At 72.1% G+C, this 24725-nt stretch carries 17 protein-coding genes; 13 read left to right on the forward strand and 4 right to left on the reverse strand.

Going from position 1 to position 24725, the window contains the following annotated elements; all coding sequences use genetic code 11:
• Nucleotides 1-44: 44 nt before the first annotated feature.
• Nucleotides 45-290, reverse strand: coding sequence for an antitoxin (locus ACFWP3_RS04370; RefSeq protein ID WP_384216023.1), 246 nt, complete (start codon nucleotides 288-290; stop codon nucleotides 45-47).
• 23 nt (nucleotides 291-313) lie between these two features.
• Nucleotides 314-529 carry a hypothetical protein gene (locus ACFWP3_RS04375; RefSeq protein ID WP_384216025.1) on the reverse strand — a complete coding sequence of 72 codons (216 nt, stop codon included), beginning with the start codon at nucleotides 527-529 and terminating at the stop codon, nucleotides 314-316.
• A gap of 185 nt (nucleotides 530-714) precedes the next feature.
• On the opposite strand from ACFWP3_RS04375, the gene miaA reads away from it, so the two are divergent.
• From miaA to hflX, 6 genes are all read left to right on the forward strand, one after another.
• Nucleotides 715-1653, forward strand: a complete 939-nt coding sequence (miaA, locus tag ACFWP3_RS04380; RefSeq protein WP_384216027.1) for a tRNA (adenosine(37)-N6)-dimethylallyltransferase MiaA — start codon at nucleotides 715-717, stop codon at nucleotides 1651-1653.
• Nucleotides 1654-1779: 126 nt separating this feature from the next.
• Nucleotides 1780-2355 (forward strand): hypothetical protein, encoded by a 576-nt coding sequence (locus tag ACFWP3_RS04385; RefSeq protein WP_384216029.1) that lies wholly within the window; start codon nucleotides 1780-1782, stop codon nucleotides 2353-2355.
• 34 nt (nucleotides 2356-2389) lie between these two features.
• Nucleotides 2390-3265, forward strand: coding sequence for a diaminopimelate epimerase (gene dapF / locus ACFWP3_RS04390; protein WP_384216031.1), 876 nt, complete (start codon nucleotides 2390-2392; stop codon nucleotides 3263-3265).
• A gap of 140 nt (nucleotides 3266-3405) precedes the next feature.
• A complete protein-coding gene (locus ACFWP3_RS04395) occupies nucleotides 3406-5586 on the forward strand; it encodes a RelA/SpoT family protein (protein WP_384216033.1) in 2181 nt (726 codons plus the stop codon).
• Nucleotides 5587-5752: 166 nt separating this feature from the next.
• Nucleotides 5753-7192, forward strand: coding sequence for a M1 family metallopeptidase (locus ACFWP3_RS04400; protein ID WP_384216035.1), 1440 nt, complete (start codon nucleotides 5753-5755; stop codon nucleotides 7190-7192).
• A gap of 103 nt (nucleotides 7193-7295) precedes the next feature.
• Entirely contained in the window at nucleotides 7296-8801 is a 1506-nt protein-coding gene (gene hflX, locus ACFWP3_RS04405; protein ID WP_384216037.1) for a GTPase HflX, read from the forward strand.
• 119 nt (nucleotides 8802-8920) lie between these two features.
• Here the strand turns inward: hflX and ACFWP3_RS04410 are convergent, their stop codons facing one another.
• Nucleotides 8921-10087, reverse strand: coding sequence for a trypsin-like serine peptidase (locus tag ACFWP3_RS04410; RefSeq protein ID WP_384216039.1), 1167 nt, complete (start codon nucleotides 10085-10087; stop codon nucleotides 8921-8923).
• A gap of 284 nt (nucleotides 10088-10371) precedes the next feature.
• On the opposite strand from ACFWP3_RS04410, the gene ACFWP3_RS04415 reads away from it, so the two are divergent.
• From ACFWP3_RS04415 to ACFWP3_RS04435, 5 genes are all read left to right on the forward strand, one after another.
• Complete coding sequence (locus tag ACFWP3_RS04415; RefSeq protein WP_384216144.1) at nucleotides 10372-11736, forward strand: diaminobutyrate--2-oxoglutarate transaminase family protein; 1365 nt, start codon at nucleotides 10372-10374, stop codon at nucleotides 11734-11736.
• Between the two features lie 1117 nt (nucleotides 11737-12853).
• Entirely contained in the window at nucleotides 12854-14707 is a 1854-nt protein-coding gene (locus ACFWP3_RS04420) for an IucA/IucC family protein (RefSeq protein ID WP_384216041.1), read from the forward strand.
• 30 nt (nucleotides 14708-14737) lie between these two features.
• The gene (locus ACFWP3_RS04425) at nucleotides 14738-15490 is read left to right on the forward strand and encodes a GNAT family N-acetyltransferase (RefSeq protein WP_384216043.1); all 753 of its coding nucleotides are present in this window, start codon (nucleotides 14738-14740) and stop codon (nucleotides 15488-15490) included.
• A 98-nt stretch (nucleotides 15491-15588) separates the two neighbouring features.
• Nucleotides 15589-17571, forward strand: coding sequence for an IucA/IucC family protein (locus ACFWP3_RS04430; RefSeq protein WP_384216046.1), 1983 nt, complete (start codon nucleotides 15589-15591; stop codon nucleotides 17569-17571).
• 52 nt (nucleotides 17572-17623) lie between these two features.
• Nucleotides 17624-19594 (forward strand): ATP-dependent DNA helicase, encoded by a 1971-nt coding sequence (locus tag ACFWP3_RS04435; RefSeq protein ID WP_384216048.1) that lies wholly within the window; start codon nucleotides 17624-17626, stop codon nucleotides 19592-19594.
• Nucleotides 19595-19739: 145 nt separating this feature from the next.
• On the opposite strand, the gene lexA is transcribed toward ACFWP3_RS04435, so the two are convergent.
• Complete coding sequence (gene lexA / locus ACFWP3_RS04440; RefSeq protein WP_384216050.1) at nucleotides 19740-20531, reverse strand: transcriptional repressor LexA; 792 nt, start codon at nucleotides 20529-20531, stop codon at nucleotides 19740-19742.
• A 469-nt stretch (nucleotides 20532-21000) separates the two neighbouring features.
• Between lexA and nrdR the strand changes: the two genes are divergently transcribed.
• Complete coding sequence (gene nrdR / locus ACFWP3_RS04445) at nucleotides 21001-21513, forward strand: transcriptional regulator NrdR (RefSeq protein ID WP_384216052.1); 513 nt, start codon at nucleotides 21001-21003, stop codon at nucleotides 21511-21513.
• 144 nt (nucleotides 21514-21657) lie between these two features.
• Nucleotides 21658-24549, forward strand: coding sequence for a vitamin B12-dependent ribonucleotide reductase (locus tag ACFWP3_RS04450; protein WP_384216054.1), 2892 nt, complete (start codon nucleotides 21658-21660; stop codon nucleotides 24547-24549).
• The last annotated feature ends 176 nt before the right edge of the window (nucleotides 24550-24725 follow it).

Below are 24725 nucleotides of genomic sequence, written 5' to 3' on the forward strand. Positions count from 1 at the left end.
CGGGACCGGCATCAGCCGGTCCCGCGCCCCTTTCCGGTACCGCGTCAGGAAGCGGGCGGCGGCGTCGGCCCGCCGCCGGCGTCCTTGTGCGCGATCTTGCCCAGGGCGTCCTTCGCCTTGCCCGTACCGGTCGTGATCCGGTCGCTGTACTTGCCGTGGGTCTTGGAGTCCACGGCCTTGGCCACCTTGTCCAGACCCTCGGTGATCCGGCCCTCGTTCTTCTGGGCGAGATCGCCGACCTTGTCCTTCGCCGGCGCGAGCTTGGCCTTCAGATTGTCCAGCAGGCCCATGGGTCACCTTCCATTGGCGGTCGCTACGTACGGGCGCCCTCGCCGGCTTCGTTGTCCACGGCCACCTCGGCCGACTGCTGCTTCGGGATCTCCACGGCTTCCGCCGCCGGAGCCTCCGCAACCGTCGGCTCGGCCTCGGCCTCGTCGGCCGTACCGGACTCCGCCGTCACGGCCTCGGCAGCGACCTCCTCGGTCGCGGCCTCGTCCTTACGACGAAAAAACCGATCAAAAACGCCCATGTCTACTCCCATAACCTTACTCGTGTGAGTGAAGTTCCGCCCTGGCCGGACCGGCCTGCCGGACGTCCGCCGCAGGGCGCACTCCAGCCGGAACCTCGCCAGGGCAACGACCCCGCCCCTACCCCGTCACCTCACCCGATCGGGTACATGACGGAGTCTTGACCGGGGGCTGAGAGACTGGGGCGGTGAGGAATGCAGCCCCCGCCCCGCGGGTCATCGCCGTCGTCGGACCCACCGCGGCCGGAAAGTCCGATCTGGGCGTCGCCCTGGCCCGCCATTTCGACGGCGAAGTCGTCAACGCCGACTCCATGCAGCTCTACCGGGGGATGGACATCGGCACCGCCAAGCTGACGCAGGCGGAACGCGGCGGAGTCCCGCACCACCTCCTCGACATCTGGGACGTCACCGAGACCGCCAACGTCGCCGACTACCAGCGCCTGGCCCGCATCGAGATCGACAAGCTCCTCGCCGAGGGCCGCACTCCCGTCCTCGTCGGCGGCTCCGGCCTCTACGTGCGCGGCGCCCTGGACGCCATGGAGTTTCCCGGCACCGACCCCGAGGTCCGCGCCCGGCTGGAGGGGGAGCTCGCCCTGCGCGGCCCCGGCGCCCTGCACGCCCGCCTCGCCGCGGCCGACCCGGCCGCCGCCCACGCGATCCTGCCCAGCAACGGCCGCAGGATCGTCCGCGCGCTGGAGGTCATCGAGATCACCGGCCGCCCCTTCACCGCCAACCTGCCCGGCCACGAGTCCGTCTACGACACCGTGCAGATCGGCGTGGACGTCGCCCGGCCCGAACTCGACGAGCGGATCGCTCTGCGCGTGGACCGGATGTGGGAGGACGGGCTGGTGGACGAGGTCCGCGCCCTCGAGGCCCGGGGACTGCGCGACGGAATCACCGCCTCCAGGGCGCTCGGCTACCAGCAGGTGCTCGCCGCGCTCGCCGGGGAGTGCACCGAGGACGAGGCCAGGGCCGAGACCGTGCGCGCCACCAAGCGGTTCGCCCGGAGGCAGGATTCGTGGTTCCGCCGCGACCCGCGGGTGCACTGGCTCAGCGGGGCCGCCGCCGACCGGGGGGAACTCCCCGGGATCGCGCAGACGTTGGTCGAACGAGCGGTTACAGCCTGATCACGTGATGGCATCGGGACGCCCCGGGCGCCCGTCGGGGGGTCGGCGACGTGCCATCATCAAACTCCTGGCGGTGCGGTCACCGGCAGTGCATGGCGGCGTACTGGGTCCGAGTGGGGAGGGCGCGTGGCGATGGAGGCCGGCCCTCGTGACACCGGGCAGGGCAACACCCGGCGGGAAGCGGACCCGAAGCTTCTCGATCGGCTGGACGACGACGGAGCCGGAAGCGGAAGCGGAACCGGAATCGGAAACGGGACGGGAGCGGGGTCCGAAGCCGCCGGGCTGGGGCTGCCCGCCGACCCGGCGCGGCTGACGCCCGACGGCCCCGACGCCCCGGACACCGCGGACATCGAGGCGGGCGGGCCCGAGTTCGAGGTCGAACTGCGTCCGCAGCGCCGCCTGCGCCTGTGGCAGATCGCCCCCATCGTGATGCTCGCCGCCGCCGGATCGCTGATGTTCGCCTTCCCGCTCGCCTTCGAGTTCGGCGACGGCGGAGCCGTGGTCGCGATGCTCGGCTTCCTCATCAGCTGCTGCGCCGGCGGCTGGGGCATGATGGCCGCGCGCCGCGTCGGCTACACGTGGCCCGGGCTCCCGGCCCGGGGCAGCGGCCGCCGGCCGGACTGGCGCGTGGCCGCGCTGTACGCCGTGGCCGCGCTGGCCCTCGTAGCCCTCGCCGTGTACCGGGTGGCGCGGCTCCGCTGAACGCCCGCGACCAGCGGATCGGTACCATGAGCGGGTGACGCACAACAGCCTCTCCTTCCTCAAGGGCCACGGCACCGAGAACGACTTCGTGATCATTCCGGACCCGGACAACGCCATCGAGCTGTCCGCGTCCGCCGTGGCGCGGCTGTGCGACCGACGGGCCGGCATCGGCGGCGACGGCGTCCTGCACGTGGTCCGGTCCGCCGCCCACCCCGACGCCGCGCACCTGGCCGGCGAGGCGGAGTGGTTCATGGACTACCGCAACAGCGACGGCTCGATCGCCGAGATGTGCGGCAACGGCGTCCGCGTCTTCGCCCGCTACCTCCAGCACGCCGGCCACGTCGAGCCCGGCGACCTCGCGATCGCCACCCGGGGCGGCGTCAAGCACGTCCACCTCGACAAGAGCGGCGACGTCACCGTCGCGATGGGCCGCGCGGTCCTGCCCGAGGGCGAGGTCACCGTCTCCGTCGGCGAGCGCAGCTGGCCCGCGCGCAACGTCAACATGGGCAACCCGCACGCCGTCGCCTTCGTCGACAGCCTCGACGACGCGGGAACCCTGCACACCGCCCCGCCGTTCAGCCCCGCGTCCGCCTACCCGACCGGCGTCAACGTCGAGTTCGTCGTCGACCGCGGCCCCCGCCACGTCGCCATGCGCGTGCACGAGCGCGGCTCTGGCGAGACCCGCTCCTGCGGCACCGGCGCCTGCGCCGTCGCCGTCGCTGCCATCCGCCGCGACGGCGCGGACCCGGCCGCCACCGGCGACCCGGTCACTTACACCGTCGACCTCCCCGGCGGGACCCTGGTCATCACCGAGCACCCCGACGGGCGGATCGACATGACCGGACCGGCCGTCATCGTGGCCGCGGGCGAGTTCGAGGCAGCCTGGCTCACCGAAACGGCTTTCGCCTGAAGCTTCCCTCTAATGGGTGATCCATTTCACGCTGAGCGAGAGGTGGACTGCGCCACGTGGTGGGGTCGGTAACATCAGGCACCGGCCCTGAGGGCTCACCCCATGCCCACCACCGCCGGTCGAAGCCGCCGGAGGTGCCCATGAGTGCAGAGGCCACGAACCCCGAAGCACACCCCGAAGCGCGCCCTGAGCTCCGCAGACGCGGCCGGACCAGGCTCGATCTGCGCCGCCTCGGACGCGCGGCCCTGCTCGGGCCGACGTCCCGCGACCGGCTCCCGGACGCCATCGGCCACGTCGCGGAGGCACACCGCGCCCACCATCCGGACGCCGATCTGTCCGTTCTGCGGCGCGCCTACCTCCTTGCGGAGACCTCGCACCGCGGCCAGATGCGCAAAAGCGGTGAGCCGTACATCACACACCCGCTCGCCGTCACCCTGATCCTGGCCGAACTCGGCGCCGAGACCACCACGTTGACCGCCTCCCTCCTCCACGACACCGTCGAGGACACCGACGTGACCCTCGATCAGGTCGGCGAGGAGTTCGGCGACGAGGTCCGCTTCATCGTCGACGGCGTCACCAAGGTGGAGAAGATCGACTACGGCGCCGCCGCCGAACCCGAGACCTTCCGCAAGATGCTCGTCGCCACCGGCAACGACGTCCGCGTCATGTCCATCAAACTCGCCGACCGGCTGCACAACATGCGCACCCTCGGAGTGATGCGCCCCGAGAAACAGGCCCGCATCGCCAAGGTCACCCGCGACGTCCTCATCCCGCTCGCCGAGCGGCTCGGCGTCCAGGCCCTCAAGACCGAGCTGGAAGACCTCGTCTTCGCGATCCTGCACCCCGAGGAGTACGAGCGCACCCGCGCGCTCATCGCGGCCCACGCGGGGGAGCGCGACCCGCTGCCCGCCATCGCCGACTCCGTACGGACCGTCCTGCGCGAGGCGGGCATCACCGCCGAAGTACAGGTCCGGCCGCGGCACTTCGTCTCCGTGCACCGGATCGCCCTCAAACGCGGCGAGCTGCGCGGCTCCGACTTCGGCCGCATCCTCGTCCTCGTCGGCGAGAACGCCGACTGCTACGCGGTACTGGGGGAGCTGCACACCTGCTTCACCCCGGTCGTCTCGGAGTTCAAGGACTTCATCGCCACCCCGAAGTTCAACCTCTACCAGTCGCTGCACACCGCCGTCGCCACCCCCGAGGGGCACGTGGCCGAGGTCATCGTGCGGACCCGGCAGATGCACCGGGTGGCGGAGGCGGGCGTGGTCGCCCTCGGCAATCCGTACGCCACCGCGTCCACCGCGACCGGCACGTCCACCGCGACCGGCGCATCCGCCGTGGCCGCCGCGCCCACGGCGCCCACCACGTCCACCACGGCCGCCGCCGGTGCCGGCGTACCGGACGCCGCCGCGGACCCGTACGAGGAGCGCGTGGACCCCACGCGGCCCGGCTGGCTGTCCCGGCTGCTCGACTGGCAGCAGTCCGCGCCCGACCCCGACACCTTCTGGAGCGTCCTGCGCGCCGAACTGGCCCAGGACCGGGAGATCACCGTCTTCCGGGCCGACGGCGGGACGCTGGGCCTGCCCGCCGGAGCCAGCTGTATCGACGCCGCCTACGCCCAGCACGGCGAGGCGGCCCACGGCTGTATCGGCGCCCGCGTCAACGGGCGCCTCACCTCCCTGTCCTCCCCCCTCTCCGACGGCGACACCGTGCAGCTGCTGCTCGCACAGGATGCCTCCTCGGGCCCCGCCGCCGAATGGCTGGACCACGCCCGGACCCCGGCCGCCCGGATCGCCATCGGCAGCTGGCTCGAAGCCCATCCCGACCGCGCGATGGCCACCACCACCGCCGCCCGGGCGCCGCTGTCGGTGGTCGGGGCCCGCGGCGGCGGGGCCAACGCGGTCGCCGACCTGCCGAACGCCCCCGTACGGCTCGCCGGCTGCTGCACGCCGGTACCGCCGGACGCGGTCGCCGGGTTCGTGGTCCGGGGCGGGGCCGTCACCGTGCACCGCATCCACTGCGCCGCGGTCGCCCAGATGCGGGCCGTGGGGCGCACCTCCGTCGCCGTGCACTGGCGGGCCACCGCGGACTGCCGGGTCACCCTGCTCGCCGAATCGTTCGGCCGCCCCCACCTGCTCGCCGATCTGACCGAGGCCATCGCCCGCGAGGGGGTCGAGGTCGTCTCCGCGACCGTGGAGCCCCCCGTGGAACAGCGGGTCCGGCACAGCTACACCCTTCAGCTGCCCGACGCGGCCGGTCTGCCCGCGCTGATGCGGGCGATGCGGAACGTACCCGGCGTGTACGACGTCAGCCGCGCCTAGGACACCGGGTCGGGCTGGGCGGGGCGGGCCGGCCGCCTCCCGGCCCGGCGCGGCCCCGGGGGACGGGTCCCGGGCCTAGCCCGCGTCCGCGCCGGAAGGCCCCGTTCGAGTGGCCCCGTCGCGCGCCGTACCCGGCCGTGCGGCGGACGCTGGTATGCGATGGGGGATGCAGCTCACCTCCCCGCGCCTGCGCGCCGCCCTGCTCGCCGCGGCGTCCCTCACCCTCGTCGCCGCCGTCCTGCCCCCGCCGCAGCCGCTGGGCATCGGCGACCGGCTGTTCCCGGAGCTCGGGAACCCCGGGTACGACGTGCTCTCGTACGACCTCTCCTTCACGTACAAGGACAACCGCACCCCCCTCGACGCCGTCACCGTCATCGACGCCCGCGCCCTGCAGCCGCTGGAGCGGATCAACCTGGACTTCACCCACGGGAAGGTGGCCTCCGCCGAGGTCAACGGCGAACCGGCCCGGTTCGAGAGCGTCGGGGAGGACCTCGTCCTGACGCCCGCCCGACCGGTCACCGCGCACGTACCGCTGCACATCACCGTCCGGCACACCAGCGACCCGCGCGGACGCGCCGACGGCGGCTGGGTGCCCACCGAGGACGGCCTGGCCATGGCCAACCAGGCCGATGCCGCCCACCGCGTCTTCCCCTGCAACGACCACCCCGCCGACAAGGCGTTCTTCACCTTCCGGGTCACCGCCCCCGAGGACCTCACGGTCGTCACCAACGGGGTTCCCGTCGCCGCGGCCCTGCGGACGGGCTCCTCGAAGACCTGGACGTACCGGACCCGGCACCCCATGGCCACCGAACTGGCCCAGGTCTCGGTCGGGCGCTCCGCGGTCGTCCACGGCACCGGACCGCACGGGCTGCCGCTGCGCGACGTCGTGCCCGCCGCCGACCGGCTGAAACTCGACCCCTGGCTGCGGAAGACCGCGGGCCACATCGCGTGGATGGAGGAGCGCGTCGGCCGCTACCCCTTCGAGAACTACGGGGTCCTGATCGCACGGGCGACCACCGGCTTCGAGCTGGAGACGCAGACCCTCTCGCTCTTCGAGCACAGCCTGTTCTCGGGCGACGGCTACCCCGAGTGGTACGTGGAGTCCGTGATGGTCCACGAGCTCGCCCACCAGTGGTTCGGCGACAGCGTCGCCCCGCGCACCTGGTCCGACCTGTGGCTCAACGAGGGACACGCCACCTGGTACGAGGCCCTGTACGCGGACGGGCTCGGCAAGTACTCCCTGGAGCGGCGCATGCGCGAGGCGTACCAGCGCTCCGACCAGTGGCGGGCCGCGGGCGGCCCCCCGGCCGCACCGAAGGCGGCGGCGCCCGGCGAGAAGATCGGCCTGTTCCGGCCGGTCGTCTACGACGGGGCCGCGCTGATCCTCTACGCCCTGCGCCAGGAGATCGGCACCCAGGCCTTCGACCGCCTCGAACGCCGCTGGGTGGCCGAGCACAAGGACGGGGTCGCGGGCACGGAGGACTTCGTACGCCTGGCCTCGCAGGTGGCGGGACGGGACCTGGCGGCCTTCCTGGAGCCGTGGCTGTACGGCCAGACGACCCCCGCGATGCCCGGGCATCCGGAATGGAGCGGGAAAAGCGTGTGACCGGGCCGGAGCGGGCATGTCACCATCGACAGGGCCGTTCGGGAATCCCAGGGCGGTGTGACACGTTGGACGTGTCAGCTATCCGAATCGACGTAAGGATCCAATGACCTCCTCTTCTTCCCCTTCCCAGGACGCGCGGGACGCACAGGACGTGCGCGACTCGCAGAGCTTCACCGAGAGCCTTCGGGCCGATGCCCTGATGGAAGAGGACGTCGCCTGGAGCCACGAGATCGACGGAGACCGGGACGGCGAGCAGTTCGAACGCTCCGAGCGCGCGGCCCTGCGCCGCGTGGCCGGCCTCTCCACCGAGCTCGAAGACGTCACCGAGGTCGAGTACCGACAGCTCCGCCTGGAGCGGGTCGTCCTCGTGGGCGTCTGGACCTCCGGCACGGTGAACGACGCGGAGAACTCCCTCGCGGAGCTCGCCGCCCTCGCCGAGACGGCAGGTGCCCTCGTACTCGACGGCGTCATCCAGCGCCGCGACAAGCCGGACCCGGCCACCTTCATCGGCTCCGGCAAGGCGCGGGAGCTGCGCGACATCGTCATGGAGAGCGGCGCCGACACCGTCGTCTGCGACGGCGAGCTCAGCCCCGGCCAGCTCATCGCCCTCGAAGACGTCGTCAAGGTGAAGGTCGTCGACCGGACCGCCCTCATCCTGGACATCTTCGCCCAGCACGCCAAGTCCCGAGAGGGCAAGGCGCAGGTCGCACTGGCGCAGATGCAGTACATGCTTCCGCGCCTGCGCGGCTGGGGTGCCTCGCTGTCCCGTCAGATGGGTGGCGGCGGCGGTGGCGGCATGGCCACCCGAGGCCCCGGTGAGACCAAGATCGAAACGGACCGGCGACGGATCCGCGAGAAGATGGCGAAGATGCGCCGGGAGATCGCGGACATGAAGACCGGCCGCGACATCAAGCGGCAGGAACGACGCCGCAACAAGGTCCCCTCGGTCGCCATCGCCGGCTACACCAACGCCGGCAAGTCCTCCCTCCTCAACCGCCTCACCGGCGCGGGCGTACTGGTGGAGAACGCGCTGTTCGCCACCCTCGACCCGACCGTGCGCCGGGCCGAGACGCCGAGCGGCCGGATCTACACCCTGGCCGACACGGTCGGCTTCGTCCGGCACCTGCCCCACCACCTCGTCGAGGCGTTCCGCTCCACGATGGAGGAGGTCGGCGACTCCGACCTCATCCTGCACATCGTGGACGGCTCGCACCCGGCGCCGGAGGAGCAGCTGGCGGCGGTCCGCGAGGTCATCCGCGAGGTCGGCGCGGTCAACGTGCCCGAGATCGTGGTGATCAACAAGGCGGACGCGGCGGACCCGCTCGTCCTCCAGCGGCTGCTGCGCATCGAACGGCACTCCATCGCCGTCTCGGCGCGCACCGGCCTGGGCATCGAGGAACTCCTCGCGCTCATCGACTCCGAGCTCCCGCGGCCCGAGGTCGAGGTGGAGGCCCTGGTGCCGTACACCCGCGGCTCGCTCGTGGCCAAGGCGCACGCCGAGGGCGAGGTGCTCTCCGAGGAGCACACCCCCGAGGGCACCCTGCTCAAGGTGCGGGTCCACCAGGAGCTGGCGGCGGACCTGGCTCCGTACGCGCTCGCCAAGCGGTGACGCACGCACGTGTATGACCGCACGTGTATGACCGTGCGCGTGTGAAAGCGCGCAGCTGAACGACCGGGGCCCCCTGCGATGCAGGGGGCCCCGGTCGTTTCACATGCCGCGTACGCGGACTACTTGAACTTGCCGCTCACCGCGTCGAAGATGCCCTTCGCCTCCGGACCCAGCCGGGGTCCGGCCAGCCAGCCCGCCTTGGCCGGGCCGATCGAGGTGTTCGACACCAGCGCCGGCTTGCCGTCCGCGCCCGCCGCGACCCAGCCGCCGCCGGAGGAACCGCCCGTCATGGTGCAGCCGATGCGGTACATCACCGGGTCGTTCGCGGTCAGCGACAGCCGGCCCGGCTTGTCCGCGCACTGGTAGGCCTTCTGCCCGTCGAACGGAGCGGCCGCCGGGTAGCCGGTGGCCGTGATGCCCGCGACCTTGGGCACCGCCGGGGCGGCGAACTCCACCGGGAGCGCCGAACCGACCGTCTCCTCCAGCGACTTGCCGCTGCCCTTCTCGGGGGTCACGTGCAGCACCGCGAAGTCGTACGGCGCACCCGCGCCGCCGCTGGGGCCGCCGGTCGCGATCCACTGGTCGGAGGTCTGCGCCCAGTCGCTCCACCACACGCCGTACGGAGCCACCTGCTCGCGGGGCGCGCCCTTGAGCTGCGCCGCCGGCTTGCCGGCGTTGTTGTACGAGGGGACGAAGGCGATGTTGCGGTACCAGCCGCCGGACTTGCCCGCGTGCACGCAGTGGCCCGCCGTCCAGACCAGGTTCGACTTGCCGGGGTGGGCCGGGTCCTTGACCACGGTCGCCGAGCAGACCATCGAGCCCTCGGGGCCGTCGAAGAAGACCTTGCCGGCCTCCGGAACGCTCTGGTGGTAGGGGGCGTTCGCCGCCTTGGCCGTCACCGGGGCCGGAGTCGGGTCGGTGACGCCCTGGTCCTTGCCCGCGTCCGGGTCCACGGCCGGCTGCTTCGGCTGCTCCGCGTCACGCATGCGGTCCGGGTCCCACAGGTCCTCGATGATCGGGTTGATGTAGTCGCCCGCCTCGCGGAGCCAGTCCTCCTTCTTCCAGTTCTTCCACGCACCCCCCTTCCACTTCTCCAGGTCGATGCCGTGCTCCTTGAGCTTGTCCTTGAGCTGGTCCGGGATCTTGATCCCGTCCGCGCCCGGAAGGCTCGCCGCCACGGTCGGCTTGGCGTCGCCGCCGGCCTCCCCGTCGCCGGGCCCGCAGGCGGCGGTCAGCGCGAGCGCGGCCGCGCACAGGATCGCGGTGACCGGTCGGTTCGGTCGCATGTCGTTCGTCCCCCTGGTGGATTCGAGGCGTGGAGTGCAGCCCCCCACTATGCCGCCGAGGTGGGGGACGGCACAGCCCGGGGCCGCGGTTCCCGCGCTCTCTTCGCCCGGCGGGCAAGGATCTTGGCCCCACCCGTGATCCGTCGCCGCCGGCGTCGTTGGTACGTACGGGGGATGGGCGGGCAGCGCTCGTGTTCGAGGCGCAATCCGGAAGAGCACTTCGTGCGGGAGGACCGACACTCGTGGCTTTGACCGAGCCGGCGGCGGCCGCGGCCGCCGCACAGATGACACCGCCGCAGGCGCCGCCACCCCAGGTACCCGTGCAGGGAGGCCGGTTGCCGGGGCCGACCGGCCCGCTCCTCGCGGACGGCATCCTGCGCAGGCAGGCGCAACGGGAGTCCGCCGCCCGCACGTACGCGCGCTCGCTGCCCATCGTCCCCGTGCGGGCCCGCGGGCTGACCATCGAGGGCGCCGACGGGCGCCGCTACCTCGACTGCCTCTCCGGAGCCGGGACCCTCGCCCTCGGGCACAACCACCCCGTCGTCCTCCAGGCCATCCGCGGAGTCCTGGACTCCGGGGCCCCGTTGCACGTGCTGGACCTCGCCACCCCGGTCAAGGACGCCTTCACCACCGAGCTGTTCGCGAACCTGCCGCCGGAACTGGCCGCCGACGCCCGGGTCCAGTTCTGCGGACCGGCCGGCACGGACGCCGTCGAGGCCGCCCTCAAACTGGTCCGCACCGCGACCGGCCGCTCCGGGCTGCTCGCCTTCACCGGGGCCTACCACGGGATGACCGCCGGAGCCCTGGACGCCTCGGGAGGCGCCCAGGACGTACGGGTGACCCGGCTGCCGTACCCGCAGGACCACCGCTGCCCCTTCGGAGTCGGCGGCGCCGAGGGAGCCGAACTCGGCGCCCGCTGGACGGAGAACCTGCTGGACGACCCCAAGGGCGGGGTGCCCGCCCCCGCCGGCATGATCCTCGAACCCGTGCAGGGCGAGGGCGGGGTCATCCCCGCCCCGGACGCGTGGCTGCGCCGGATGCGGGAGATCACCGCGGCCCGGGGGATCCCGCTGATCGCCGACGAGGTGCAGACGGGCGTCGGCCGGACCGGTGCGTTCTGGGGAGTCGACCACGCCGGGGTGGTGCCCGACGTGATGGTCCTGTCCAAGGCGATCGGGGGCAGCCTGCCGCTCGCGGTGATCGTCTACCGGGCGGGCCTGGACGTGTGGAACCCCGGCGCCCACGCGGGCACCTTCCGCGGCAACCAGCTCGCCATGGCCGCCGGAGCCGCCACCCTCGCCTTCGTCCGCGAGAACCGGCTCGCCGAGCGCGCCGCCGCCCTGGGCGAACGGATGCTGACCGCCCTGCGCGGCCTGGCCGCCGCCCACCCGTGCATCGGGGACGTACGGGGCCGGGGCCTGATGCTCGGCGTCGAACTCGTCGACCCCGACACCGGCACCGCCGCGCCGGCCCTCGCCGCGGCCGTCCGCCAGGAGTGCCTGGACCGGGGCCTGATCGTCGAACTCGGCGGCCGCCACAACACCGTCGTCCGCCTGCTTCCCCCACTGACCCTGACCGACGAGCAGGCCGCGGCGGTCCTCGACCGCCTGGCCGACGCCATCCCGTCCGCCGCCCGCCGGACCCCCTGACCGCACCCCAAGGACCCCCATGCCCGACCCCCACCACCCACCCCAGACCCAACCCACCCCAAACCCCCTCAACCCCCAACCCCCAACCCAGGCCCCAGCTCCGCCCCAGGCCCAGGCTCCGGCCCCAGCCCAGGCCCAGGCTCCGGCCCAACCCCCAACCCAGGCCCAGGCTCCGGCCCCGGTTCCGGCACTGGGCCAGGCCCAGGCTTCGGCTCCGGCCCAGGCTCCGGCTCCGGCCCAGCCTTCGGCACCCGCCCACGACCCGGCCTCAGCGCATGGCCAGGCCCCACCTGACGGCCCGGCCAAAGCTCATGCCGTCTATGCCCAGGCTTCGCCCCAGCCCGAGCCCAAGGCCCAGACCGACAGCCCGGCCCCGGCCCCAACTCGCGGCCCGGCCCAGGCCCCAACCCACAGCCAGGCCCCGGTTTCGGCAGTAGGTAAGGCCCTGGCATCGGAGCATGGCCAGGGTCAGGATCCGGCCCTCGGCCAGGCTCCGGCACAGGCCGCGGCCCAGCCGTCGGCACACGACCCGGCGAAGGCACGGGCTTCGGAGCTCGGCCAGGCCCAGGCCTCCCCGCACGGCAAAGCCCCGGCTCCCGAGCTTGCCCAGGCTCCTGCGCAGGGGCAACCCCCGGCCTCGGCCTCAGCCCAAGGTCAGGCCCAGGCCCAGTTGTACGGCCAGGCTCCGGCTTCCGACCACGGCCAGGCTTCGCCGCAGGGCGAGGCTCCGCCGGAGGCCCACAGCCCGGCACCGGCGCAGGCCCCGGCCCCGGCCCACAGCCCGGCACCGGCGCAGGCCCCGGCCCCGGCCCACAGCCCGGCACCGGCGCAGGCCCCTGCCCCGGCCCACAGCCCGGCTCCGGCGCAGGCCCCGGCTCCGGCCCACAGCCCGGCTCCGCCGGAGGCCCACAGCCCGGCACCGGCGCAGGCCTCGGCCCCGGCGCCAGCCGAAGCGCAGGCCGCGCCCGATGCGGCGCCCAGGCCTCAGCCCCTGACACCGCACGCGCCGCAGGCTTCCGTCGGCTCGGCCGAGCACCCGCAGGCGGGCGATCCGGCCGCCGCCGGTGCAGCGTCGCGGCAGCAGGCTGCCGCGGCCGGTGTCGGCGCGGCGGCGACCGTGCCGCGGCAGAAGGACGGCACGCCCAGACCCCGCACCGGGTGGGCCGTCCCTGCCGGGGCTGAGCCAGCCGGTCGGCCCGACCTGCTGGACCACCCGGACCCGGCCGTCGCAGCCGAGGCCGCGGCGGTGGAGAACCTGCTGCGCTGCTGGGTCCGCGAAGCCGCGATCCGTCGGCCCGACGGCCCCGCCGGATCCCCGCTGCGCATCCCGCTCCCCGCATCCGGCACGGCCCTGCTCGTCCCCGTCCGGTACTGGTCCGCCACCGGCTGGCACCGCTTCGGCCCCGCCCGGCTGGCCGGCGCCCCTGCCACCGTCCGCGCCCTGGACGCCGTCACCCTGGCCGCCCTCATCGCCCGCGAGGGCGCGAGCCCGGGCACCGTCCTGGGCACCGGCGCGGCCGAGAGCGGAACGGGCCGCGGCAGCGCCGACCTCGTCGGCCGGGTCGCCGATTCGGTCCGCCGCACCGCGGAGTTCATCGCCGACCGGCGCGAACGCCCGGCCGCCCCCGCCCCCATCGGCGTGGACCGCTTCCTGACCGCCGAACAGTCCCTCCTCCTCGGTCACCCCCTCCAGCCGGACCCGAAGAGCCGCGAAGGACTCTCCGAAGCCGAAGCACGCCGCTGCTCACCCGAACTGCACGGCTCCTTCCCCCTGCACTGGTTCGCCGTCGAACCCTCCGCCCTCGCCACCGAATCCGCCTGGACCGAGCGGGGCCGCCCCGTCTCCGCCCCCCAGCTCCTGGCCCGGCTCGCACCCGGCCTCGCGCTCCCCGACGGAGCCACCCCCCTTCCCCTGCACCCCTGGCAGGCCCGCGACCTGCTCCAACGACCCGCCGTCGCCGCCCTCCGCGACGCCGGACTCCTACACGACCTGGGCCCCTACGGCGCCCCCTGGTACCCGACCTCCTCCGTCCGCACCGTCCACCGGCCCGGTTCACCCGCGATGCTCAAGCTCTCCCTGGGCCTGCGCATCACCAACTCCCGCCGCGAGAACCTCCGCAAGGAGCTCCGCCGCGGCGTCGAGGTGCACCGGCTGCTCCGCACCGGCCTCGCCGAGCAATGGCAGGCGGCCCACCCCGGCTTCGACATCGTCCGCGACCCCGCCTGGGTCGCCGTCGACTCCCCGGACGGCACCCCCGTCCCCGGACTCGACGCCCTGCTGCGCCACAACCCCTTCCGCTCCGGCGACGACGCCGTCTGCGTCGCCGCGCTCACCTCGCCCCGCCCATGGCCCGGCCGGACCACCATGAGTTCCCGGCTGGCCGAGATCGTCTCCGCCCTCGCCGCCGCCACCGGACACACCACCTCCGCCGTCGCCGCAGAGTGGTTCCTGCGCTACCTGGAGCACGTGGTCCTGCCGGTCCTCGCCTTCGACGCGCTCGCCGGCATCGCCCTCGAATCGCACCAGCAGAACACCCTGGTCCTCCTCGACCCGGCCGGCTGGCCGGTCGGCGGCCGCTACCGCGACAACCAGGGCTACTACTTCCGCGAGTCCCACCGCGCGGAACTGGAGCACCGGCTCCCCGGTATCGGCAGCCTCAGCGACACCTTCGTCTCCGACGACGTCACCGACGAACGCTTCGCCTACTACCTCGGCATCAACAACGTGCTGGGCCTGATCGGCGCATTCGGATCCCAACGGCTCGCCGACGAACGCGTGCTCCTCGCCGCCTTCCGCCGCTTTCTCGGCAAGGCCGCGGGCCTCGGCCCGCTCCCCGCGAAGCTGCTCGACTCGCCCACCCTGCGCTGCAAGGCGAACCTGCTCACCCGCCTCGGCGGCCTCGACGAACTCGTCGGACCCGTCGACACCCAGTCCGTCTACGTCACCATCACCAACCCCCTCCACGATTGACGCGTCGGAACCGACGCGGGGAAGAGCCCCATGCCCACCACAGACGTCCCCGCCGCTTCCGCCGGCTCCACCACCCATGCCACCGGCACCGCCCACACCACCGGCACCATCCACACCACGAGCACCATCCACGCCACCAGCACGTCACGCGCCCTCGACGACACGATGGAACTGCGGCTCCCCGCAGAGCTGTTGCCCCTGCTCGCCGAAGCCGACCTCCTCGACTCCCCGGCCACCTGGGGCAGCACGATCACGCCCGCCGGAGATTTCCGCCTCGAACCCGTACGCCCGGGACGCGACCTGGAGCTCCTCACCGGCTGGATGAACGACCCCGAGGTGGCCGACTACTGGGAACTCGCCGGACCCGCCGAGGTCACCGCAGCCCACCTACGGGCCCAACTCGACGGGGACGGCCGCAGCATCCCCTGCCTAGGCCTCCTCGAGGGCACACCGATGAGCTACTGGGAGATCTACCGGGCCGACCTGGACCCGCTGTCCCGCCACTACCCGGCGCGACCCCACGACACGGGTATCCACCTGCTCATCGGAGACGGCACGAACCGAGGCCGCGGACTGGGCACCGCGCTGCTGCGCGCCGTCGCCGATCTGGTGCTCGACAACCGCCCTCGCTGCACACGCGTCATCGCGGAACCGGACATCCGCAACACCCCCTCCGTATCGGCCTTCCTGAGCTCTGGCTTCCGCTGCTACACCGAAATCGACCTACCCGAGAAGCGCGCCGCCCTGATGATCCGGGAGCGGGCGCTGCGCAATCTCCTCTGAGTGCCGCCCCACGCGTCCCGACGGTCATCGCCGCTTCGCACCTCTCCCTTCGATAACTCTGCGTCACGAAGCAAGGTTCCCGATCTCCGAGGAGTCCCGTGCCGAATTTCCCCGCAGCCCCCGACTCCGCAGAATCGGGGCTGCCCTCGTCGCCCCAACACCCATACACCCCGCCTGAGTTGACGGCGTCGACCTGGGACTCGGCCGCCCGCCGCCTGCTCGCCAAAATGCTCGCCGAGTTCGCCTACGAGGAAATCATCAGCCCCGTCCCCGCCCCGGCCGCCGCCGGCGACGCGTGGATCCTCACCCTGGACGACGGCAGCACCCTCGGCTTCCGGGCCCGCCGCCGCTCGTACGGCAGCTGGCACGTCGACCCCGACACGATCACCCTCACCCCACCACCACCTTCCACCCCGCCGACACCATCCACCCCACCCGCACCTTCCGTCCCGCCGCCGCCCGCCACCCAGCCGCCCGCCGCCACCCAGCCGGTCCCCGCCGAGCAGCCACCGACCGCCACCCCGCCGCCGCCCGCCACCCCGCCACCGACCGCCTTCGGGGACCCGTACGCCTTCCTCGTCCGCTCCCGCTCGCTCCTCGGTCTCGACGGAGCCACCCTCGGCCACCTCGTCCGCGAGCTCAGCGCCACCCTCGCCGCCGACGCCCGGATCGACCACACCGCGCTCACCGCCGACGTCCTCGCCGACCTCGACTACGCCCACCTCGAAGGCCACCAGACCGGACACCCCTGGCTCGTCCTCAACAAGGGCCGCATCGGTCTCTCCTCCTCCGACGCCGCGGCTTGGGCGCCGGAGGCCCGTACGCGGCAGCGGCTGCCCTGGCTCGCCGCCCACACCTCGCTCGCCGCCTACCGCGGAACCGCCGGCCTGGAGGAGCCTGCCCGGCTCTACTCCGCCGAGCTCGACCCCGTCACCCGCGCCGGCTTCGACCAGGCCCTGCGCGACCGCGGCCTCGACCCGCTCCACTACCTCTACCTGCCGGTCCACCCCTGGCAGTGGGACGAGGTCGTCCTGCCGCTCTTCGCCCCCGCCCTCGCCTCCGGTGCCCTCGTACCCCTCCCCGCCGACCCCGACGTGCGGCTGCCCCAGCAGTCGATCCGTACCTTCCTCAACCTCACCCGCCCCGACCGGCACAGCGTCAAGCTCCCGCTCTCCGTCTTCAACACCATGGTCTGGCGCGGCCTGCCCAGCGACCTCACCCTCGCCGCCCCCGCCGTCACCGCATGGATCCACTCCCTCCGCGACGCCGACCCCTTCCTCCGCGAGGAATGCGGGGTCATCCTGCTGGGCGAGGTCGCATCCGTCACCGTCCGCCACCCCGTCTACGACGCGCTCCCCGAGGTCCCCTACCAGTACAAGGAGCTCCTCGGCGCGATCTGGCGCGAGCCCCTGACCGGACGCCTCGCCCCCGGCGAGCGCGCCCGCACCCTCGCCGCCCTCCTGCACACCGACCCCCGCGGCCGGTCCTTCACCGCCGAACTCGTCGCCCGCTCCGGGCTGACCCCCACCGCCTGGCTGCAGCGCCTCTTCGCCGCCGTGCTGCCCCCGCTCCTCCACTTCCTCTACCGCTACGGCACCGTCTTCTCCCCACACGGAGAGAACGCCATCGTGATCTTCGACGAACACGACGTCCCGGTCCGGCTCGCCGTCAAGGACTTCGTGGACGACGTCAACATCACGGCCGAACCGCTGCCCGAGCTGGACTCCCTGCCCGACGAGGTCCGGGCGGTGCTGCTCACCGAGCCCGCCGACTTCCTGCCCCAGTTCATCCACTCCGGGCTCTTAGTCGGCGTCTTCCGCTACCTCTCGGCCCTGTGCGAGGACCGCCTCGGCGTCCCGGAGAGCGACTTCTGGTCGCTCGTACGGGCGGAGATCCTCCGCCACCAGGCCCGGTTCCCCGAGCTGAAGGAGCGCTACGAGCTCTTCGACCTGCTCGGCGAGCGCATCGGACGGCTCTGCCTGAACCGGAACCGGCTCTACGAGGACGGCTACCGCGACCGCCCCACCCGCCCGCACGCCGTGCAGCACGGCACCGTCCCCAACCCCTTGTACCGGCCATGAATCCTCGCCGGTGCGGTCGCTGTCGGTGGCGCCCCGTAGGGTTGGCAGTGCTATGACGAAGCCCTCCCTCCCCGACCTGCTGCACGCCGCCGTCTCCGCCGTCGGCGGTACGGAGCGCCCCGGCCAGGTGGCCATGGCCGAAGCCGTCGCCGAAGCGATCGACGACAACTCCCACCGGCTCATCCAGGCCGGCACCGGCACCGGCAAGTCCCTCGGCTACCTGGTGCCGGCCCTCGCCCACGGCGAGCGCGTCGTCGTGGCCACGGCCACGCTCGCGCTCCAGCGGCAGCTCGTCGAGCGCGACCTGCCCCGGACGGTGGAGGCGCTGCATCCGCAGCTGCGCCGCCGCCCGCAGTTCGCCATGCTCAAGGGCCGTTCCAACTACCTGTGCCTGCACCGTCTGCACGAGGGTGCTCCGCAGGACGAGGAGGAGGGCCTCTTCGACCAGTTCGAGGCGGCCACCCCCACCAGCAAGCTCGGCAAGGACCTGCTGCGCCTGCGCGACTGGGCGGACGAGACGGAGACCGGCGACCGCGACGACCTCACGCCGGGCGTCTCGGACAAGGCCTGGGCGCAGATCTCCGTGTCCTCCCGCGAGTGCCTGGGCGCGACGAAGTGCGCGTACGGGGCGGAGTGCTTCGCCGAGGCGGCCCGCGAGCGGGCCAAGCTCGCGGACGTGGTCGTCACCAACCACGCCCTGCTCGCCATCGACGCCATCGAGGGCGCGCCGGTGCTGCCGCAGCACGAGGTGCTGATCGTGGACGAGGCCCACGAGCTGGTCTCCCGGGTGACCGGGGTCGCCACCGGCGAGCTCACGCCCGGGCAGGTCAACCGGGCGGTGAAGCGCGCGGCCAAGCTGGTCGACGAGAAGACGGCCGACTCCCTGCAGACGGCCTCGGAGTCCTTCGAGCGGGTCATGGAGCTGGCGCTCCCCGGCCGGCTGGAGGAGATCCCCGAGGACCTGGGCTATGCGCTGATGGCGCTGCGGGACGCCGCGCGCAACGTGATCTCGGCGATCGGCGCCACCCGCGACAAGTCCGTCCACGACGAGGACGCCGTCCGCAAGCAGGCCCTCGCCGCGGTGGAGAGCGTCCACGGGGTGGCGGAGCGGATCACCAACGGTTCCGAGTACGACGTCGTCTGGTACGAGCGCCACGACCGCTTCGGCGCGACCCTGAGGGTCGCCCCGCTTTCGGTGTCGGGCCTGCTGCGCGAGAAGCTCTTCGAGGACCGCTCCGTGGTCCTGACCTCGGCCACCCTCAAGCTCGGCGGCGACTTCAACGGCGTCGCGGCCTCCATGGGCCTGGCCCCCGAAGGCGTCGAGGGGGACGACACGCCGGTCTGGAAGGGCTTGGACGTCGGTTCGCCCTTCGACTACCCGAAGCAGGGCATCCTCTACGTCGCCAAGCACCTGGCCACGCCGGGCCGCGAGGGCACCCGCGGCGACATGATGGACGAGCTCGCCGAGCTGATCGAAGCGGCCGGCGGCCGCACCCTCGGACTCTTCTCCTCCATGCGCGGCGCCAAGGCGGCCGCAGAGGAGCTGCGCGGCCGGCTCGACAACCCGATCCTGCTCCAGGGCGAGGAGACGCTCGGCGAGCTGATCAAGGGGTTCGCTGCCGACCCGAAGACCTGCCTGTTCGGGACGCTGTCGCTGTGGCAGGGAGTGGACGTGCCCGGCCCCAGCTGCCAGCTCGTGGTGATGGACAGGATCCCGTTTCCGCGCCCCGACGACCCGCTGATGAGCGCGCGGCAGAAGTCGGTGGAGGAACACGGCGGCAACGGGTTCATGGCGGTGGCGGCCACGCATGCCGCGCTGCTGATGGCCCAGGGCGCGGGGCGTCTCGTACGGGCCACGGGCGACCGGGGTGTGGTTGCGGTGCTGGATCCGCGCTTGGCCACGGCCCGGTACGGAAGCTTCCTGCGGGCCACGCTGCCGGACTTCTGGTACACCACGGACCGGAACCAGGCCCGCCGTTCCCTGGCCGCCATCGACGCGTCCGCACAGGCCGACGGGAAGTAGTTACCGGGAACGGCCGGGAAGCAGCGGCCGGGAGCAAGGGAGAAGTGGTCCTCGGGAAGCACGGGGACCACCAGAACCACCGGAAACAAGGGCAACCCCCGGGACCGGCGCAGTGGATCCCGGGGGCTGGACGGAGGCGGCGGGGTCAGACCCGACGCAGTACGGCGACGACCTTGCCGAGGATGGTCGCCTCGTCACCGGGGATCGGCTGGTAGGCGGAGTTGTGCGGGAGGAGCCAGACATGGCCGTCCTCGCGCTTGAAGCGCTTGACGGTGGCCTCGCCGTCGAGCATGGCGGCGACGATGTCGCCGTTCTCCGCGACCGGCTGGCGGCGGACCGTGACCCAGTCCCCGTCGCAGATGGCCGCCTCGATCATCGAGTCGCCGACGACCTTGAGGACGAAGAGCTCGCCGTCGCCGACGAGCTGGCGGGGGAGCGGGAACACGTCCTCGACCGACTCCTCGGCGAGGATCGGGCCGCCGGCCGCGATCCGGCCGACCAGGGGAACGTAGGAGGCGGCGGGCTTGCCGGTGGTGTCCGTGGGCTGCGAGCTGGGCTGGTCGGAGCCGCGTACCTCATAGGCTCGGGGGCGGTGCGGGTCGCGGCGCAGGAAGCCCTTGCGCTCCAGGGCCATCAGCTGGTGGGCGACGGAGGACGTGCTGGACAGGCCGACCGCCTGGCCGATCTCCCGCATCGACGGCGGGTAACCCCGCCGCTGCACGGAGTCGCGAATGACCTCGATGACCCTCCGCTGCCGGTCCGTGAGCCCGGAGCTGTCGGCGCGGATGCCTGGAGGTCGACCTGGCAGCGAGCGTGCGGGGCGTACGGGCTCCGCCTCCGGGTTCAGGTTTGCGTCGTTCATGGCATGCACCGGCTCAAGTCGGCTCTGGGAGCGGTTCTGGGCAGTGATGGCGGCACTGTCTGCGGTGGTGGTCACGTCGGCCCCTCTCGAAATGTTCTCCCTAGCTGGACAACGGTAGTTGCTTTCGAAAGGTTGCGCCAAACACACGTTCGAGTGAAAAATCGCAGATCGTCCCTCGCGGGTAAATCGAGCGGTGTATGGGCGAACGGTTCGCCGAACGCGGGTTCGGCTCGGCATCCGCTGCTTACGGTACCCTTCCCGGTCGGGTCGGGACCCTTCGGGTCCGGGCCCAGTGTGGCACCGGAAGGCCCCGTATCCGGCTATCGGACGACGCGACACGCGGAGTCGGCCAAATCCACCACAACCCAAGATCTAGTGGTTGGATGGGCGCGGCCGCCCAGAAGTTGTGGTCCCTGAGTCCTCCGAGGCTCCCGGGATCGCATATGCTGGTGGCTGCTCCAGGAACCCCCGGCAGAGTCCGCCTCTGCCGTTCAGGGGTCTCGTGGGGCGATTCAGTCGTGCCAAGAGGGAGGGTGAGGGAACCATGCACTGCCCCTTCTGCAGGCACCCCGACAGCCGCGTCGTCGACAGCCGCACCACGGACGACGGCACGTCGATCCGCCGGCGCCGTCAGTGCCCCGACTGCTCCCGTCGTTTCACGACGGTGGAGACGGCCTCGCTGATGGTGATCAAGCGCAGCGGGGTGACCGAACCCTTCAGCCGTACCAAGGTCATCTCCGGCGTGCGCAAGGCGTGCCAGGGGCGGCCGGTCACCGAGGACGCCCTCGCCAAGCTCGGCCAGCGGGTCGAGGAGGCGGTGCGCGCCACCGGGAGCGCCGAGCTGACCACCCACGACGTGGGTCTGGCCATACTCGGCCCGTTGCAGGAGCTCGACCTGGTCGCGTACCTGCGGTTCGCATCCGTGTACAAAGCGTTCGACACCCTTGAAGACTTCGAGACCGCCATCGCGGAACTGCGCGAGCGGCGGCCTCACCCCGAAGAGTGCGAGCACGGTGGGACCGTTCCGGTCCCCGTGCCCGCCTCCGCCGCCGACTGACCGGACGGCCCTCCCCGCGGCGCTCGCGCGTCGCGGTGTGGCCGGTGAGTCGCGCGAAGAGACGTAGATACAGAGACACAGCACCGTGCCGCGGAATAACGCTGGCACTTTAGGGCGTTTTTGCCCGCATATGGGAGGCCTGGCATGACAGAGACGGCGAGCAGCTCGGCACGTGGTTCCCGCGCCAAGGGGACCAAGGCAGCCAAGGGCGGCCTGCGTATCGAGCGCATCCACACCACCCCCGGCGTGCACCCGTACGACGAGGTGAGCTGGGAGCGCCGCGACGTCGTCATGACCAACTGGCGCGACGGCTCGGTCAACTTCGAGCAGCGTGGCGTCGAGTTCCCCGACTTCTGGTCGGTGAACGCGGTGAACATCGTCACCAGCAAGTACTTCCGCGGCGCGGTGGGCACCCCGCAGCGCGAGACCGGTCTGAAGCAGCTGATCGACCGGATCGTGAAGACGTACACGAAGGCCGGCGAGGACTTCGACTACTTCTCCTCGCCCGCCGACGTGGAGATCTTCGAGCACGAGCTGACCTACGCCCTCCTGCACCAGATCTTCAGCTTCAACTCCCCGGTCTGGTTCAACGTCGGCACGCCCCAGCCGCAGCAGGTCTCCGCCTGCTTCATCCTGGCCGTCGACGACTCCATGGAGTCGATCCTCGACTGGTACAAGGAAGAGGGCATGATCTTCAAGGGCGGCTCCGGCGCCGGCCTGAACCTCTCCCGGATTCGCTCCTCCAAGGAGCTCCTCTCCTCCGGCGGCAACGCCTCCGGTCCGGTCTCCTTTATGCGCGGCGCCGACGCGTCCGCAGGAACGATCAAGTCGGGCGGCGCCACCCGCCGCGCGGCCAAGATGGTCGTCCTGGACGTGGACCACCCGGACGTCGAGGCCTTCATCGAGACCAAGGTGAAGGAAGAGGAGAAGATCCGCGCCCTGCGCGACGCGGGCTTCGACATGGACCTGGGCGGCGACGACATCACGTCCGTCCAGTACCAGAACGCCAACAACTCCGTCCGCGTGAACGACGAGTTCATGACGGCCGTCGAGAACGGCACCGAGTTCGGCCTGCGCGCCCGCATGACCGGCGAGGTCATCGAGAAGGTCGACGCCAAGGCGCTCTTCCGCAAGCTCGCCGAGGCCGCGTGGGCCTGCGCCGACCCGGGCATCCAGTACGACGGTGTGATCAACAACTGGCACACTTGCCCCGAGTCCGGCCGCATCACCGCGTCCAACCCGTGCAGCGAGTACATGCACCTGGACAACACGTCCTGCAACCTCGCCTCGCTCAACCTGATGAAGTTCCTGAACGACGACGGCAAGGGCAACCAGTCCTTCGACGCCGAGCGCTTCGCCAAGGTCGTCGAGCTCGTCATCACCGCGATGGACATCTCCATCTGCTTCGCGGACTTCCCGACGCAGAAGATCGGCGAGAACACCCGCGCCTTCCGGCAGCTGGGCATCGGCTACGCCAACCTCGGCGCCCTGCTGATGGCCACCGGCCACGCGTACGACTCGAACGGCGGCCGCACCCTCGCCGCCTCGATCACCTCGCTGATGACCGGCACCGCCTACAAGCGCTCCGCCGAGCTGGCCGCGATCGTCGGCCCGTACGACGGCTACGCCCGCAACGCCGACGCCCACAAGCGCGTCATGAAGCAGCACGCCGACGCCAACGCCGTCGCGCCGCGCACCGAGGACCTGGACAACGCGATCTGGGCCGCGGCGACCGAGGCCTGGCAGGACGTCCTGCGCCTCGGCGAGAAGAACGGCTTCCGCAACTCCCAGGCCTCCGTCCTGGCGCCGACCGGCACCATCGGTCTCGCGATGTCCTGCGACACCACGGGCGTCGAGCCGGACCTGGCCCTGGTCAAGTTCAAGAAGCTCGTCGGCGGCGGCTCGATGCAGATCGTCAACGGCACCGTCCCGCAGGCCCTGCGCCGCATGGGCTACCAGGAGGAGCAGATCGAGGCGATCGTCGCCCACATCGCCGAGCACGGCGTGGTCGTCGACGCCCCGGGCCTGAAGACCGAGCACTACGAGGTCTTCGACTGCGCGATGGGCGAGCGCTCCATCTCCGCGATGGGCCACGTCCGCATGATGGCCGCGATCCAGCCCTGGATCTCCGGCGCGATCTCGAAGACGGTCAACATGCCGGAGACGGCGACCGTCGAGGAGATCGAGGAGATCTACTTCGAGGCGTGGAAGATGGGCGTCAAGGCGCTCGCGATCTACCGCGACAACTGCAAGGTCGGCCAGCCCCTCTCCGCGAAGAAGAAGGAAGAGGAGAAGGAGGAGGTCACCGCCAAGGCGGAGGACACCATCCGCGCGGCCGTCGAGAAGGTCATCGAATACCGCCCGGTCCGCAAGCGCCTCCCCAAGGGCCGCCCGGGCATCACCACCTCCTTCACGGTCGGTGGCGCCGAGGGCTACATGACCGCGAACTCCTACCCGGACGACGGTCTGGGCGAGGTCTTCCTGAAGATGTCCAAGCAGGGCTCGACCCTCGCGGGCATGATGGACGCCTTCTCGATCGCCGTCTCGGTCGGCCTGCAGTACGGCGTGCCGCTGGAGACCTACGTCTCGAAGTTCACCAACATGCGCTTCGAGCCGGCCGGCATGACGGACGACCCGGACGTGCGGATGGCGCAGTCGATCGTCGACTACATCTTCCGCCGCCTGGCGCTGGACTTCCTGCCCTTCGAGACCCGCTCGGCCCTCGGCATCCACACCGCCGAGGAGCGCCAGCGCCACCTGGACACCGGTTCCTACGAGCCCCTCGAGGACGAGCTGGACACCGAGTCCCTGGCGCAGTCGGCCCCGCTGGCCGCGGTGCCGTCGGCCCCGAGGCCGGTCGCGCCCGCCGTGCCGGTCCCGGCTCCGAAGACGGCGCACAGCAACGCCGAACTGGTCGAGATGCAGCTCGGCGTCTCCGCCGACGCCCCGCTCTGCTTCTCCTGCGGTACGAAGATGCAGCGCGCCGGCTCCTGCTACATCTGCGAGGGCTGCGGCTCCACCAGCGGCTGCAGCTGACGCACCGGCCGCTGCGGCTGACAGCGGGCGCCGGCTGGGCGTGAAACAGCAGTTCAGGGCGGCGGGGCTCGTTATCGGGCTCCGCCGCCCTTGGCGTTCCGGCCCCCGGGGCAGCTGCGGGAGATTCCCAGTTCACCGCCGGACGATCGGCGCAGAGGGGGTTGGTGTGCGGGGCC

The sequence above is a fragment of the Streptomyces sp. NPDC058525 genome, assembly GCF_042719495.1.
Classification (GTDB): Bacteria; Actinomycetota; Actinomycetes; order Streptomycetales; family Streptomycetaceae; genus Streptomyces.